General features: G+C 69.5%; 12 protein-coding genes. 3 read left to right on the plus strand and 9 right to left on the minus strand.

Features of this window, described 5'->3' with window-relative positions; genetic code table 11:
- Positions 1-14: 14 nt before the first annotated feature.
- From sucD to gloB, 5 genes are all read right to left on the minus strand, one after another.
- Positions 15-899 carry a succinate--CoA ligase subunit alpha gene (gene sucD, locus ACXJ1Y_RS09355; RefSeq protein ID WP_463849757.1) on the minus strand — a complete coding sequence of 295 codons (885 nt, stop codon included), beginning with the start codon at positions 897-899 and terminating at the stop codon, positions 15-17.
- A gap of 2 nt (positions 900-901) precedes the next feature.
- A complete protein-coding gene (gene sucC, locus ACXJ1Y_RS09360) occupies positions 902-2,098 on the minus strand; it encodes an ADP-forming succinate--CoA ligase subunit beta (RefSeq protein ID WP_243954090.1) in 1,197 nt (398 codons plus the stop codon).
- Between the two features lie 118 nt (positions 2,099-2,216).
- Positions 2,217-3,179 carry a malate dehydrogenase gene (gene mdh, locus ACXJ1Y_RS09365; protein WP_463849758.1) on the minus strand — a complete coding sequence of 321 codons (963 nt, stop codon included), beginning with the start codon at positions 3,177-3,179 and terminating at the stop codon, positions 2,217-2,219.
- Positions 3,180-3,546: 367 nt separating this feature from the next.
- Positions 3,547-4,122, minus strand: coding sequence for a TetR family transcriptional regulator (locus tag ACXJ1Y_RS09370; protein ID WP_313898749.1), 576 nt, complete (start codon positions 4,120-4,122; stop codon positions 3,547-3,549).
- 348 nt (positions 4,123-4,470) lie between these two features.
- Positions 4,471-5,241: a hydroxyacylglutathione hydrolase gene (gene gloB / locus ACXJ1Y_RS09375; RefSeq protein WP_463849759.1), complete on the minus strand. Its 771-nt coding sequence runs from the start codon at positions 5,239-5,241 to the stop codon at positions 4,471-4,473.
- 187 nt (positions 5,242-5,428) lie between these two features.
- Between gloB and ACXJ1Y_RS09380 the strand changes: the two genes are divergently transcribed.
- Both ACXJ1Y_RS09380 and ACXJ1Y_RS09385 read left to right on the plus strand, forming a co-directional pair.
- Positions 5,429-6,163, plus strand: a complete 735-nt coding sequence (locus ACXJ1Y_RS09380) for a class I SAM-dependent methyltransferase (protein ID WP_243954086.1) — start codon at positions 5,429-5,431, stop codon at positions 6,161-6,163.
- Positions 6,164-6,192: 29 nt separating this feature from the next.
- On the plus strand, positions 6,193-6,900 hold the full coding sequence (locus tag ACXJ1Y_RS09385; RefSeq protein ID WP_463849760.1) for a MarC family protein: 708 nt from the start codon (positions 6,193-6,195) through the stop codon (positions 6,898-6,900).
- A 7-nt stretch (positions 6,901-6,907) separates the two neighbouring features.
- On the opposite strand, the gene ACXJ1Y_RS09390 is transcribed toward ACXJ1Y_RS09385, so the two are convergent.
- Positions 6,908-7,960 (minus strand): hypothetical protein, encoded by a 1,053-nt coding sequence (locus ACXJ1Y_RS09390; protein ID WP_463849761.1) that lies wholly within the window; start codon positions 7,958-7,960, stop codon positions 6,908-6,910.
- 246 nt (positions 7,961-8,206) lie between these two features.
- Between ACXJ1Y_RS09390 and ACXJ1Y_RS09395 the strand changes: the two genes are divergently transcribed.
- Positions 8,207-8,368: a hypothetical protein gene (locus tag ACXJ1Y_RS09395; protein WP_463849762.1), complete on the plus strand. Its 162-nt coding sequence runs from the start codon at positions 8,207-8,209 to the stop codon at positions 8,366-8,368.
- A gap of 28 nt (positions 8,369-8,396) precedes the next feature.
- Here ACXJ1Y_RS09395 and ACXJ1Y_RS09400 read toward each other — a convergent pair whose 3' ends face one another.
- From ACXJ1Y_RS09400 to ACXJ1Y_RS09410, 3 genes are all read right to left on the minus strand, one after another.
- Positions 8,397-9,452 (minus strand): cytochrome-c peroxidase, encoded by a 1,056-nt coding sequence (locus ACXJ1Y_RS09400; protein ID WP_463849763.1) that lies wholly within the window; start codon positions 9,450-9,452, stop codon positions 8,397-8,399.
- An 88-nt stretch (positions 9,453-9,540) separates the two neighbouring features.
- Positions 9,541-11,577, minus strand: coding sequence for a penicillin-binding protein 1C (gene pbpC, locus ACXJ1Y_RS09405; protein WP_463849764.1), 2,037 nt, complete (start codon positions 11,575-11,577; stop codon positions 9,541-9,543).
- Positions 11,578-11,595: 18 nt separating this feature from the next.
- Complete coding sequence (locus tag ACXJ1Y_RS09410) at positions 11,596-15,021, minus strand: acyl-[ACP]--phospholipid O-acyltransferase (protein WP_463849765.1); 3,426 nt, start codon at positions 15,019-15,021, stop codon at positions 11,596-11,598.
- Positions 15,022-15,081 lie beyond the last annotated feature (60 nt).

A 15,081-nucleotide genomic window follows, 5' to 3' on the forward strand; every position in this document is an offset into this window, starting at 1 on the left:
CGCCGGGGAGGTCGTCAGCCCTTGAGGACCTCGACCAGGGTCGAGCCGAGGCGAGCCGGCGACGGGGAGACGCGGATGCCCGCCGCCTCCATCGCCGCGATCTTGTCCTCGGCGCCGCCCTTGCCGCCCGAGATGATCGCGCCGGCATGGCCCATGCGGCGGCCGGGGGGCGCCGTGCGGCCGGCGATGAAGCCGACCATCGGCTTGCTGCGGCCGCGCTTGGCCTCGTCACGGAGGAACTGCGCCGCTTCCTCTTCGGCCGAACCACCGATCTCGCCGATCATCACGATCGACTCGGTCTTGTCGTCGGCCAGGAACAGTTCGAGCACGTCGATGAATTCGGTGCCCTTCACCGGGTCGCCGCCGATGCCGACCGCCGTCGTCTGGCCGAGGCCAGCGGTCGTGGTCTGGAACACGGCCTCGTAGGTCAACGTGCCGGAGCGCGAGACGATGCCGACCGAGCCCTGCCGAAAGATGTTGGCAGGCATGATGCCGATCTTCGACTGACCCGCCGTGACGATGCCGGGGCAGTTCGGGCCGACGAGGCGGGACTTGGAACCCACGAGGGCGCGCTTCACGCGCACCATGTCGAGCACGGGGATCCCCTCCGTGATGCACACGATCAGCGGGATCTCGGCCGCGATGGCCTCGCAGATCGCATCCGCCGCGCCGGGCGGGGGCACGTAGACGACGGAGGCGTCGGCGCCAGTGGCGTCGCGGGCCTCGGCGACCGTGTCGAAGACCGGCAGGCCGAGATGGGTCGAGCCGCCCTTCCCGGGGGAAGTGCCGCCGACCATCTTCGTGCCGTAGCTGAGCGCCTGCTCGGAGTGGAAGGTCCCGTTCTTGCCGGTGAAGCCCTGGCAGATGACCTTGGTGTTGGCGTCGATCATCACCGACATGATCAGGCTCCCTTCACGGCGGCGACGATCTTCTGGGCGGCGTCATCCAGGTCGTCGGCCGGGATCACGTTGAGGCCGGAGGCGCGGATGATTTCCTTGCCCTGCTCGACGTTGGTGCCTTCGAGGCGCACCACCAGCGGGACCTGCAGCCCCACCGCCTTCACCGCCGCGATCACGCCGTTGGCGATCACGTCGCACTTCATGATCCCGCCGAAGATGTTGACGAGGATGCCCTTCACGTTCGGATCGGCGGTGATGATCTTGAACGCCGCCGTCACCTTCTCCTCGGAGGCGCCGCCGCCCACGTCGAGGAAGTTCGCCGGGCTTTCGCCGTAGAGCTTGATGATGTCGAGGGTGGCCATGGCCAGACCCGCGCCGTTCACCATGCAGCCGATCGTGCCGTCCAGCGCGATGTAGGCGAGGTCGTACTTCGACGCCTCGATCTCCTTGGCGTCCTCCTCGGTCTCGTCGCGCAGCGCCACGATGTCCGGGTGCCGGTAGAGGGCGTTCGAATCGAAGGCCATCTTGGCGTCCAGGCACTTCAGGTGCCCGTCGCCGGTCAGGACCAGCGGGTTGATCTCGAGAAGGCTCATGTCCTTCGACACGAAGGCCTTGTAGAGCTTGTCGGTGACGTCGGCCGCTTCCTTGGCCTGGGCGCCCGTGAGCCCCAGCGCCTTGGCGACCGCGCGGCCATGGTGGGGCATGACGCCCGTGGCCGGATCGACCGGGATGGTGTGGATCTTCTCAGGCGTGTCGTGGGCGACCGCCTCGATATCCATGCCGCCCTCGGTGGAGACCACGAAGGCGACGCCGCCGGTCTCGCGGTCCACCAGCATCGACAGGTAGAACTCGGCGGCAATCTGCGCGCCTTCCTCGATATAGAGGCGGTTCACCTGCTTGCCGGCCGGGCCGGTCTGGATCGTCACCAGGGTCTGGCCGAGCATCTCGCCGGCATATTGCTTCACCTCGTCGATCGACTTGGTGACGCGCACACCGCCCTTGGCGCCCTGCGGGGCCCCGACGAACGTGCCCTTGCCGCGACCGCCGGCATGGATCTGGCTCTTCACGACCCAGACCGGACCGCCGAGTTCCTTGGCGGCCGCCTCGGCCTCGGAGGGGTTGAAGATCGCCACGCCGCGGGAGACCGGCAGGCCGAACTCCCGCAGGACCGCCTTGGCCTGGTATTCGTGAATGTTCATCGGAGCCTCTTTCAGAGGAGCGAATAGGGAATAGCGAATAGCGAATAGTTTTCGGGAGGTGCGTTGGGGGCGTAGCGCCCCCTCTTCGCTACTCCCTATTCGCTATTCGCCCGACGGCTCACGCCAGCGAGCCGTCGACGGTCTTGCAGGCCTCGATGAGGCCCTTCACCGAGTTGACCGACTTCTCGAACATCGCCTTCTCGTCGCCGTTGAACTCGACTTCGAGGACCTTTTCGACGCCGTTCGCGCCGATCACCACCGGCACGCCGATGAACAGGCCGGCGATGCCGTACTGGCCGTCGAGATGGGCGGCGCAGGGCAGGACCCGGCGCTTGTCGCGCAGGTAGCTCTCGGCCATCGCGATGGCCGAAGAGGCCGGGGCGTAGAAGGCCGAGCCGGTCTTGAGCAGGTTGACGATCTCGCCGCCGCCCTTGCGGGTCCGCTCGACCATGGCGTCGAGCTTCTCCTGGGTGGACCAGCCGAGCTTGATCATGTCGGGGAGCGGCACGCCCGCGATGGTCGAGTAGCGGACCAGCGGCACCATGTCGTCGCCGTGGCCGCCGAGCACGAAGGCGGTGACGTCCTCGACCGAGACCTTGAACTCCTCGGCCAGGAAGTGGCGGAAGCGGGCCGAGTCGAGCACGCCGGCCATGCCGATGATCTTGTTCTTCGGCAGGCCCGAGAACTTCTGCAGCGCCCACACCATCGCGTCGAGCGGGTTGGTGATGCAGATCACGAAGGCGTCCGGCGCGTGGGCCTTGATGCCCTCGCCCACCGCCTGCATGACCTTGAGGTTGATTCCGATCAGGTCGTCGCGGCTCATGCCGGGCTTGCGCGGCACGCCGGCGGTGACGATCACCACGTCGGCCCCGGCGATCGCCGAATAGTCGCTGGCGCCCGCGAGCTTCGCGTCGAAGCCCTCGACCGGCGCGGCCTCGGCGATGTCCAGCGCCTTGCCCTGGGGAACGCCGTCGACGATGTCGAACAGCACGATGTCGCCCAGTTCCTTGAGGCCGGCGAGAAGGGCCAGGGTTCCGCCGATCTGGCCGGCACCGATGAGGGCGATCTTGCTGCGTGCCATGTCGGTTCTGCCTCCTTTGAAACCGTGCGTTCGTAGCGCGAGGGGATTGGACCGGCGTGCGTTGCGCCGGCTCGTTCGCGTCCGAAATTCTGCGCGGCTGTGTGGCCGAAAAGCACCGTGGCTTCAACCCGATGCGGCTTGGCCAAACCTCCCGATCGCGCCCGCTGACCGTTCGGTCACGCGCGGGGCCAGTGCGGAAACCGCTGTGCTGCAAAGGTTTTAGGTGCGGTGCAGCGAGGTGGAAGGTCGCAATGACAGAACGCCGAACCTGTCAGTTTCACATTTTCGAGGGGGCGCCTCGGCGCGACTCGCAGCCCGAAAATGAGAAGGGCGGGGTCGCGTCTGCCGCGAACCCCGCCCTGGTCTTTCAGAGCACCCCAGCGCGTAAGACTCGCTGGATGGCGTGGATTACGGCGCCGAAGCGCGCCTCGATCAGGTCTCGCGGCACGTCCGCGTCGTGCTGGATCGCGAGGGGATGCGTGAAGCGGTAGCTCGCGTCGAAGATGTAGGCGATGGCCCGCTCCCGGTCCCGCGCCGAGAAGATGCCGGAGGTGATTCCCTCCTCGACCACCCGCTCCACGAGGCTGCGCAGGCGCACCCGGTGGCGCCGGGCGATGGGGCGGGCCGCGACGGTGGCGTCCAGATGTACCGCGAACAGGTTCGGTTCGTTGGCGAGCGCGTCCCGTTGCAGGGCTGCGAGGGCGACGAGCAGGCGCTCGATCTTATCGTCGGCCGGATCGGGGGCGTCGGCGATGCCGGCGAGCCGCGTCTCCACGTCCCGCAGCCAGCGCCCCGCCACGGCGTCGAGCAGCGCGTCCTTCGAGGGGAAGTACCGGTAGACGTTGGCGTGCGTCATGCCCGCCTCGGCGGCCACGGCGACCACCGTCACCCGCTTGGGACCGAGCCGCGCGAGATGCTCGGTGGCGATGCCCAGAAGGCGGATATCGGCTGAAACGGGGGCCCGAGCCTTGGCCGGCCCCGTGGCCTCGGCGCCGTCACGCGACGCGGCAGGCGGAAGACCCTCGATTCCCGGAAGGCTTACCTTGAGGCCGGGCTCGTCATCCTTCGAGGATTCGGCATCCGACCTGAGGAACGGAAGTGGAAGGCGGGAAGAGGACAGGTGGTAGGGCGAGGCGGACCCCCATCGTTCCGAAAGAAGCGCCGGGACGCTTCCGGTTGACTCTGCGGTGTCCCCCCGGGAGCCCGCGTGCTCATGCAGCTTCGCTGCCGCTTACGTGTCGTATGTTCAAAATGATTTGAGAACGCAACAAATTTTTCCGTCTCAACACGCTCAGAAACGATCTTTCCACGACCTTAGAGTGACGAACACATTCTCCGCGCTGGTACCTGCTGGCAGATCGACGCCCTGTGCCAGTTCTGGGCTTTCACTCCTCAGAAAGGGATTGGTGCGGCGCTCGTGAGCGAGAGTCGAAGGGATCAGGAAGCGGCCCTCGCGCTTGGCCTGCTCGGCTTCCGCGACACGGGCGCGCAGGGCCGCGTTGTTCGGGTCCGCGGCGAGGGCGAACTTGCCGTTCGATAGTACGTAGTCATGCCCGCTGAAGACTTGGGTCTCATCCGGCAGGGCTGAAAACCGTTGAAGCGAACGCCACAAGACTTCCGGCGGGCCTTCGAGGACGCGGCCGCAGCCGAGGGTGAACAGCGTGTCCCCCGCGCAGACGATGCCCGCCTGCTCGAACCAGTAGGTGATGTGGTCGCTGCAATGGCCGGGCGTCTCCCAGACCTGGGCCGTGAGCGACCCGACGGAGACCGTATCGCCCTCGCCCACCGAGACATCGACGCCGGGGATCTCGCCGCCCGCCTTGCGTGGGGCGGTGACGCGGGCGCCGGTCTTCTCCTTCACCTCCGGGATGCCGGCGATGTGGTCGCCGTGGCGGTGGGTGACGAGGATGTCGGTGAGGCGCCAGCCGGTCTCGTCGAGGGCCCTGAGGACCGGGCCCGCCTCCGGCACGTCGATGGCGGCGCAGGCGCCGGTCTCCGAATCGTGGATCAGGACGCCGATATTGTCCGAGCGGCAGAGGAACGTCTTGACCTGCGCTGTCACGTCCGCGTCTCTCCCTGCTGCCTCGCGGCCGATCCGGCCCAAGGCTCCGGTTGAAAAAGCCGCTTTCGCGCAGCGAGGTTCCGCCACGCCTTGCCGCGAGCCCTTCCCGCCACCATTGATGGCCCTGGACGCGGGGCGCACGCCCCGCCGGGATCAGCGGCAGCCTCCAGAAGCGCGTAGAACGGTCATGCGCCTCGACGTCAACGGCCTGAGGGCCTTCTATGCCACGCCCCTCGGCGCCACGACCCTGAGGGTCGTCGGCCGTTCGGTGCACGGCTTCCTCGGGTCGGTCTCGGGCCTGCGCGTCCTGGGGATCGGCTACGCGACCCCCTACCTCGCCCCCGTCCATTGCATCGCCGAGCGGACGCTCGCCTTCATGCCGGCCTCGCAGGGGGTGGTGAACTGGCCGGGCTCCGGGCGCTCCTGCACCGCCCTCACCGACCCGACCATGATGCCCCTGCCCGAGGCGGCCATCGACCGGGTGATCCTCGTCCACGCGCTGGAATCGGTCGAGAGCCCGACCGAACTGCTCCAGGAGGTCTGGCGCACCCTCACGCCGGGGGGGCGGATGGTGCTGGTGGTGCCGAACCGGCGCGGCATCTGGGCCCGGCGCGAGGCAACGCCCTTCGGCCACGGCCAGCCCTACAGCCGCTCGCAGCTCGGGCGGCTGATGCGGGACACGCTGTTCTCGCCGGAGGGCTGGGCCGAGATCCTGTACATGCCCCCGGTGCGTTCGCGGGTGCTCCTGCGGACGGGGCCGATCTGGGAGGCCTGCGGCACGTCGCTGGCCATGCCCTTCGCCGGGCTCCACGTCATCGACGCGACGAAGCAGCTCTACCGCCCCATCGCCGTGGCACAGGTGCGGCGCGCCCGTCGCCTCGCGCCGGCCCGCGTACTCGTCCCCGCGCCCGCACCCGGCTAGACCATCCTCCGAACGGAGGACGGAGCCGGGTGAGCGTCGATTCCACGATCCAGCACTTCCTGCTGGCCTTTTCGGGCCTGATCGCCATCGTCAACCCGATCGGCGGCTCGCTCATCTTCGCGCAGGTCGCGGGCGGCTTCAGCCATGCCGAGCGGGTCCTGCTCTCGCGGCGGATCGGCGTCTACGCGGCGATGATCATGCTGGGCGCCCTCTGGGCGGGCACGCCGATCCTGAACTTCTTCGGCGTCAGCCTCGCCGCCCTGCGCATCGCCGGGGGGCTCGTGGTGATGTCCTCGGCCTGGACGCAACTCAACCGGCCGGAGGCGCGAGAGGCCCGCAAGCAGGCCGAGGCGTCGGGCTCGCGGGACAGGCGGGCCCAGGACCTGCCGGTGGAGGCGCCCTCCGGCAACCTCGCCGAGATCGCCTTCTTCCCCCTCACCCTGCCCTTCACCACCGGCCCCGGCACCATCGCGGTGGCGATCACGCTGGGGGCGAGCCGGCCCGAGGTGCTGGCCGACAGGATCGGGTTCTACACCGGGGTCTCGCTGGCGGCGCTCGGCGTCGCCCTGCTCGTCGCCCTGGTCTACGGCTCGGCGGACCGGGTGGTCGCCCTGATCGGGCCGGCGCGGGCGCGGGTGCTGGGGCGGCTCTTCGCCTTCCTGCTCCTCTGCGTCGGCACCCAGATCCTGCTGACCGGCCTGAACGACGCCTTCCCGTCGTTCGGCCGGTCGCGCTGAGCGGAGCCTAGATCACCGGCAGTTCCGAGAACCCGCCATACATCGCGGCGTGGCCGAGATAGTAGAGCAGCAGGAAGCCGGCGAGGGAGGCGGCGTACCAGGCCGGGGCGAGGACGGTGTCGCGGACCCGGACCTTGGCCCGCACGTCGTCGGCGGCGATGCCGAGCAGGACCACGATGATGCCGGAATGGCCGATGGCGTCGATCTTGCCGAACTCGAAGATGGCCGAGATGAACACGCCGGCCAGGATCAGGGCGGAGGTGCGGCGCACCAGCGGGGTCCAGATCAGGGCGAAGGCGAGGGTGAACTCGATGACGCCGGCCGCCTGCATGAAGAGCTCGGGGCTCGCACCCATCGTCATGGAGGGCTTGGCCGCGATCAGCGGATCCGTCCATTGCGGGTAGGCCCACTTCTCGACCGAGGCCCACATCAGCGTGACGGCGGCGGTCCAGCGGACGATATCGAGGGGGCGGATGCCGTAGGGCGACATGTCGAGGCCGCGCAGGATCAGGTAGGTCGCGACGCCCAGGAACACCGGATAATCCGCGAGGTGGAACAGACCGTACTGCGCGGTGGCGTAGGAGAACAGGAACACGATCCCGAGGCCGGTGATCGGCATCGTCCTACGCCAGATCAGGCATCCGGCGAGGGCGAGCTGGAGCCACGGGATCCAGGCCGCGTCGGTCTTCAGCTCGGGCGTCAGGATGACGCCGCCGAGGCCCCAGAGCGAGACGAAGAAGAAGCCGACCGTGGCGCGCACCAGAAGCTCGGTGTCGGTGCGGATGCGGCTCGTCACTCGGTCGAGGGCGTTGAGCAAAGCGGTGCCGAGCGGCGTGCCCTCGGCGAGGCAGCCGAACATCAGGCAGGCCAGGGCCAGTCCGACCAACCATTCGAAATCGAGGCAGAGGACGTTCTCAAGACCGCGCGGCTGGCCCGACACGTCGTAGGCGCAGAACCACTTCACATGCGCGCTGGCTTCGCCCGATAAGGCTAAGCTCAATGGGACCGCGACGGCAAAGGACGAAAGATGACCAGAAAACAACTTCCTGGGGGACTGCATAAGACCCTCGCCCTGATCGGCCGTGCTCTATGAAATGAATTTAAATCGATTCCGCCTCGCGATGCTAAGCCTTTGTTAACATGTCTACCCAAAAGGTTAACGCTGTGGATTCTGTGTGTCTCAGTGCACACGCCATCCCCAACCTCCGAGGAACGGCCGCTGGAAGCATGCGGTTAAGGCTTGGCGCCTAGCGTGGCTGTGTTGGCCCCGCCGGGGCACCCGAGGAGCGTTGCGGAGAAATCGTTCATGGTGGGATTGGCGAGCGCACTCAGCCTCTGCCTCGGCGTGGCCCTCGCGGCTCACGCGCCGTCCGCAGGTCTGCGCGCCGAAGCCTTCGAGACCTCGGGCGGCGTGTTCCTCGTGTCGGGGCTGGTTCTGCTCGGCTCCGGCCTGCCGGTTTTCCACTAAAGCCCCGCGAACGGGGCTGACGGCGCCCTCAGGGCGTCGGCGCCTGGGGCGGGAAGACCGCCGAGGTCTCGTCCCGATCACCCTCGGCGGTCAGCGTGCCGAGGAAGGCGATGAGATCGGCCTTCTCCTCGGCCGTGAGGTTCAGGGGCTTGATCTGCCGGGAGCGGCTCGGCCGCTCGATCCCACCCTTGTCGTAGAGGTCGATCACCGCTTCGAGCGTCGGGACGGAGCCGTCGTGCATGAAGGGCGCGCGCTTGCCGACCTCGCGCAGGGTCGGCGTCTTGAAGGCGTAGCGCAGGGCGACCGAACTCGGCATCAGCCGGCCCCGGCCGATGTCGCTGCCCGTGGCGGTGCCGATGTCGTGGAACGAGTTGTCGGTGAAGGACCAGCCGGAATGGCAGCCGGAGCACCCGGCGCGGCCGTTGAACAGATCGAAGCCGCGCTTGGCCGCCTCGGGGATCGCGGCCTCGTCGCCAGCGATCCAGCGGTCGAACGGCGCCTTTCCGGCGACGATCAGGCGCTGGAAGGTCGCGAGCGCCGCGTCCAGACGCTCGGCGCTGACCGTGGGATCCCCGAAGGCGCCGGCGAAGGCCTCGCGGTAGCTCTCGTCCGCCGAGAGGCGCTTCACCGCCTCGGGGATCTTGGAGTTCATGTTGCCCACGCCGGTGATCGGCGCCCGCGCCACGAGTTCCAGGCTGTGGAACTTGCCGTCCCACCCGAGTGGCCCGTCCTGCCACGCGACGTTCAGGAGCGTCGGCGTGCGCAGGTCCATGTCGCCGCCCACGAGGGTGGAGGCGCGCGCCCGCCCGTCCGACCACGCGAGGTCCGGCCGGTGGCAGGAGACGCAGGCGCGGTCGTTGTTCCCGGACAGGATGGGGTCGAAGAACAGCCTGCGGCCGAGATCCGCCTTGGCGGGGGAATAGGGGTTGGTCTCGGGAAAGGGGATGACCGACGGCGGCCGGTAGGCGGCCCGCCACACGGCGCGGCGGTCATCCTCCGAGGTCCCGGCGGGACCCGTCGCGGCTGCGAGCGCAGCAAGCGCCACCGCGGCGGCGCCGTATGTCCTCAACTGAGACCACATCATCGAACGACCTATGCGTGGTTCGGTTGAGAATTCGTAAATTGATTCAGCAACGCGACAGTAAAGCTTGCTTGACACTAAAGCCCGCAAATCATTCGATTCGCACGGCGACGCTGTCGGTCGCACCGTTTGCATCGAGAACGGAGATGCGGGCGAAGCCTGCACCTTCCGGCACCCAGGTCGACTGACGACGGACCGTGCGGTCGACGGGCATCCCGTCGATCATCCAGGTGAGGGGCGGCACGCCGCCCGACGCCTTCAGGATCAAGCCTTCCCCGGCCTTTCCGCCTTGTACGGCGAGGCCGAGATCGACCCGCGCCCCGTCCGGTGGATAGGCGATCCTCAGGGCGGGCGATCCCTCCTGCGCCTCGTCGTGGGCGAGGCGGCGCAGGGGCGGCGGCAGGGCGGCGTTGGTCGCGACCAGGGCTTCGGCAGGGCGCGGGCCGAAGGCCGGCTCGCCGCCGAAGCGGGCGAAGGCGTCGAACAGGGCCGGGGCTGCGACGATCCGTCCGACCAATCCCGGCACCGCAACCCCGTCCGCCCGCCCGACCCAGACGGCGATGGTCACGCGCCGGTCGAAGCCCACCGCCCAGGCATCCCGGTATCCGAAGGAGGTGCCGGTCTTGTAGGCGATGCGGTTCGGCAGGGCGTTGTCCGGCGGCGGCGTGCCGCGCAGGATGTCGGCGACGTACCACGCGGCTACATCCCCCGCGATCCGCTTGCCATCCACGGGCGGCGGCATCCGCCCCTCGCGGGCGAGGCCCGCATAGAGCCGGGCAAGGTCGGTGAGGGTGAGGCCGAGCCCGCCCAGGGCGACCGGCAGGCCGGGCGCGGCCTCGCGCGGCAGGCGCAGGTCGGCCCCCGCCGCGCGCAGATGCGCCACGAAGCGCGCCGGCCCCACCGCCTCCATCAGCGCGACGGCCGGCACGTTGAGGGAGAGTTGCAGGGCCCGCCGGGCGCTGACCGTGCCCTGGAAGGTCAGGTCGAAATTCTCCGGCGCGTAGCTCGCGGAGAAGCGCGACGGGCGGTCCTCGATCAGCGTCTCGGGATGGGCGAGCCCGGCGTCGAACGCCATGGCGTAGACGAAGGGCTTCAGCGCCGAGCCGGGCGAGCGGATGGCGCGGGTCATGTCGATGGCCCCGCGCCGGCTCGCATCGAGGTAGCCGGCGCTGCCGACCTGCGCGAGGAGGCGCCCGTCGCGGTTGTCGAGCACGACGATGGCCGCCGACAGCACCGGCCCCGCCGACGCGGCCCGCTCGGTGGCCAGCGCTTCGAGACTCGCCTGCAACCGCCCGTCGAGGCTCAGGCGGATCACCGGGTTCGACGGGTCGGCGGCGACTGCTTCCTCGGCGGCGTGGGCGGCGATCATCGGGAAGGGGCGACGGCCATGCGGGACGGGCTCCGCCCGCGCCTGCGCCGCCTCGTCCTCGGTGAGGAGCCCGCTCGCCTGTGCGATGCCGATCACCCGGTCCCGCGCCGCCCTGGCCCGTTCGGGGAAGCGGTCGGGCCGGCGGGTCTCGGGCGATTGCGGCAGGGCCACGAGGAGAGCCGCCTGCGCCACGGTGAGCCGGGCGGGCTCGCGGCCGAAATAGGCGAGGCTCGCCGCCCGCACGCCCTCCAGCGCGCCGCCGAACGGCGCCAGCGCGAGGTAGAGGTCGAGCACCTGCGCCTTGCCGAGCCGGCGTTCCAGGCCCACCGCCCGCGACGCCTGCCGCAGCTTCGCGGCGACCGAGCGCTGCGCCCGCGGCTCCACGAGCCGGGCGACCTGCATCGACAGGGTCGAGCCCCCGGAGACGATGCGCCCGTGGCGCAGGCCCTGGAGCACCGCCCGCGCGACGGCAGCGGGGTCGATGCCGGGATGGTGGTCGAAACGCCTGTCCTCATAGGCGCGCAGCATCGCGAGATAGCGGGGATCGACCGACCCGGCGCTCACCGGAAGGCGCCAGCGGCCATCCGCCGTCGCGAAGGGGCGCAGCAGGTCCCCTGCCCTGTCGAGCACCACCACCGAGCGCGCCATCGCGGCGCTCAGGTCCAGGGGCGGCAGGGACAGGAGGTAGGCGGCGAGCGCCGCGAGTCCCAGGAGCCGCAGGAGGCCGAGGGCCAGGATGGGACGCCGCAGCCTGCCCATGCCCCAGACCTTTCCCTGTCAGGCGGCCTCGGGGGCGTCGGCGCGCTCCCGGGCGAGCTTGTCGAGGGCCACGAGGTCGATCTTGCCGGCGCCGAGCAGGGGGATGTCCTCGCGCACCACCACCTCGGCGGGGATCGAGACGTCCGAGGCGCCCTTGCCCTTGGCGAAGCTCTGGAAGGCGGCGCGGGTCGCCTCCTTCGCCTGGGTGAACAGCACCAGCCGCTCGCCCTTGCGCGGATCCGACACGGCGGAGACGGCGCTCAGGCGGTCGGGCCACAGTTCCGAAGCCAGCGCCTCGACGGCGGCCAGGGAGATCATCTCGCCCGCGACCTTGGCGAAGCGCTTGGCCCGGCCCCGGATGGTCACGAACCCCTCAGCATCGATGGTGACGATGTCGCCGGTATCGTGCCAGCCCTCGGGCGGCGGTTGCAGGCGGCCGGGCTGGTCGGATTTCAGATAGCCCAGCATGATGTTGGGCCCGCGCAGGACGAGCCGCCCGCCCTCGTCGATGCCCGGCACGGGGTCGAGCCGGGTCTCGATGCCGGGGAGGATGCGGCCCACCGTGCCGAAACGGTTGAACATCGGCGTGTTGAGGGCGACCACCGGCCCGCACTCGGTGACGCCGTAGCCTTCGAGGATACGAAGGCCGAACTTTTCGAGCCATGTCCGGCGGGTCGTGTCCTTCACCGCCTCGGCGCCGGCCACGACGTAGCGCAGGGAACGCAGATCGTAGGAATGGGCCGCGCGGGCGTAGCCGGTGAGGAACGTGTCCGTCCCGAACAGTACCGTGCTGTTCGAGCCGTAAATCAGCTCCGGCACGATCCGGTAATGCAGCGGCGACGGATAGAGGTAGACCGGCACGCCGGAGACCAGGGGCAGGACGGTGCCGGCGGTGAGCCCGAAGGCGTGGAACACCGGCAGCACGTTGAACACCTTGTCCATCGGCCCGAAGTCGATCCGCGCCGCCACCTGCGCCACGTTGGCGAGCATGCAGCGGTTGGCGAGCACGACGCCCTTGGGCGTGCCCTCGCTGCCGGAGGTGAACAGCACCGCCGCCGGATCCTCGCCGCCGCGCTTCACCAGTGGCTTGCGGGGGCTGAGGAAGCCCCGGATCTTGTCCGCCGTCGTGATCGTGGCGCGTAGATCCTCAAGGTAGACGAGCTTCACCGTGTCCTTCATCGCCTCCACGAGCGGGCCGAGGCGGCCCTTCTCGATGAAGGCGCGGGAGGTCAGCACCGTGGACACCTCCGCCGTGGCGCAGGCCGAGAGCACGTTCTTCGGCCCCGCCGAGAAGTTGATCATCGCCGGCACCCGGCCCGCCGAGGCCAGGGCGAAGAACGTCACCACCGTGCCGTTGGCGTTGGGCAGCATCAGGCCGATGCGTCCGCCCTCGGGGGCGTAGGCCATCAGCTTCCGGCCGAGGATGTTGGCCGCCATCACGAGCCGCCCGTAGGTCAGCCGCCCGGTGACGGGGTCTTCGAGGGCGTTGCGGCGCCAGCCGTGGTTGTCGCCCGCGTCGATCAGGGCGGCCATCAGCCCCCGGTCGATCTTGGTGGTTCGGAAAAGCAATTCCGACATCGCGTCGTAGAGTTCCGCGCCCGCCGCCTGCCGCCGGGACTTGCCCTTCAGTGCCGGATCGACGCTAAGCCGCAGAGGTGGCAGGATGGTGACAACCACCTTCGGCCACCAGCGGCGGCGCACCTGCCGCCGGGACAGGCGCGAGAAGGCGGTCTGTTCCAGGCCGTCGATCTTCACCGGCACCACCATGGCGCCGGACTTGTCCGCGATGAGCCCGGCCCCGTCGTAGACCTTCATCAGGCTCCCGGTGACGGTGAGCCGCCCCTCGGGGAAGATGATCAGCGTCTCGCCGGAGCGCACGGCGTTGATGAGTGTGCGGGTGGCGAGCGGCCGCGTCGGATCGAGGGGCATCGCCTTCGTCATCTTGAGGAAGGGCTTCACCCACCAGCGCTTGGCGATGCCGCTGTCGATGGCGAAGACCGGCTCCTGATCGAGCAGAGACAGGGCCAGCGGCGCATCGAGGAACGAGACGTGGTTGAGGGCCACGATGCAGTTCGGCCCGGCCTTCTCGATGTTGTCGAGGCCGCGCACCTCCAGGCGGTAGAAGGCCCGGAACAGGATCGAGATCGCGTCCCGGAACGGGCTCGTCGGCAGGGTGGCGAGCACCACCGCGCCGACCACGAGGTTCAGCACCGCCACGAGGGCGAGCAGGCTCGCCATCGACAGGCCCGCCGCCTGGAGCGCCGCCAGCGCCAGCGTGCCGCCGACCATGAAGGCGGCGGTGATGACGTTCACCGCGCCGATGATGCGGGCGCGCATCGCCTTGTCGGCCCAGGCCTGCACCGCCGCGAAGGAGGGCACGATGTAGAGGCCCCCCGCCATGGCGAGGCCGAGGAAGTCGATCACCGTGCGCAGGCCGTGGTGGCTGCCAAGGAACGCGGCCGGCCCGATGGCCTCCGTCGGGACCGGCGGGAGATGCGAGACCGTCCAGGCGAGGTCGAAGCCGAAGAGCGCCATCAGCACCGCGCCGACAGGCGTCGGCAGCAGCACAATCCGCCCGCTGGCGAGCCAGGAGGCGAGGCCCGAGCCCAGGGCGATGCCGATGGAGAAGGTCGCCAGCAGCAGGGTGATGACCGTCTCGGTGCCGTTGAAGGCGTTGCGCACCATCACCGGCAGCAGCGACAGCACCACCACCCCGACCAGCCAGAACCAGCTCACGATGAGCGAGCCGCGCCACAGCCGCGTATCGACCCAGAGGTCGCGCAGCAGGCTCGCGGTGGAGCGGGCGATGTTGCGATCGACCTTCAGGTCCGGCGCGCCCTCCCCCGTCGCGGGGATCATCCGGGCGGAGAGCCAGCACAGCACGGCGAAGGCCATGACGAGGGCGGCGAACAGGACGCCCGACCCGCCCATCGCCGAGGCGGTGCCCGCCGCGATGGTGCCGAGCAGGATGGCGAGGAACGTCGCGGCCTCGACGAGCGCATTGCCGGCGGGCAGCTCCTCCCGCCGGAGGTGATCGGGCAGGATGCCGTATTTGATCGGGCCGAACAGCGCCGCGATCGTCCCGAACAGGCCGAGCGCCACGAAGAGCACCGGCACGGAATGGAGCAGGAAGCCGATCACCGCGCAGCCCGCCGCGAAGATCTCCGCGAACTTGAGGCGGCGCGCCATCAGCGCCTTGTCGTAGCGGTCGGCCCATTGGCCGCCGAGCCCCGACAGGATGAAGAACGGGCCGATGAACACGGCGCTCGCCAGCGTCACCAGCACGCCGGCATGGCCCTCCTCGGGCGCGCCGCCATGCCCGCCGATGCCGAACAGGATCAGGAAGGCGAGCGCGTTCTTGAGGAAATTGTCGTTGAAGGCCGAGAAGAACTGGCACCAGAACAAAGGCGCGAAGCGCCGCGCGGTCATCAACGAACGAAACATGTCGGTCTCCGGCCTCGCGCCATGACTGACCCAGGCGCGGCGCCGAGGTCAAATCCTGCG

This window comes from Methylobacterium sp. TK26, assembly GCF_055361565.1.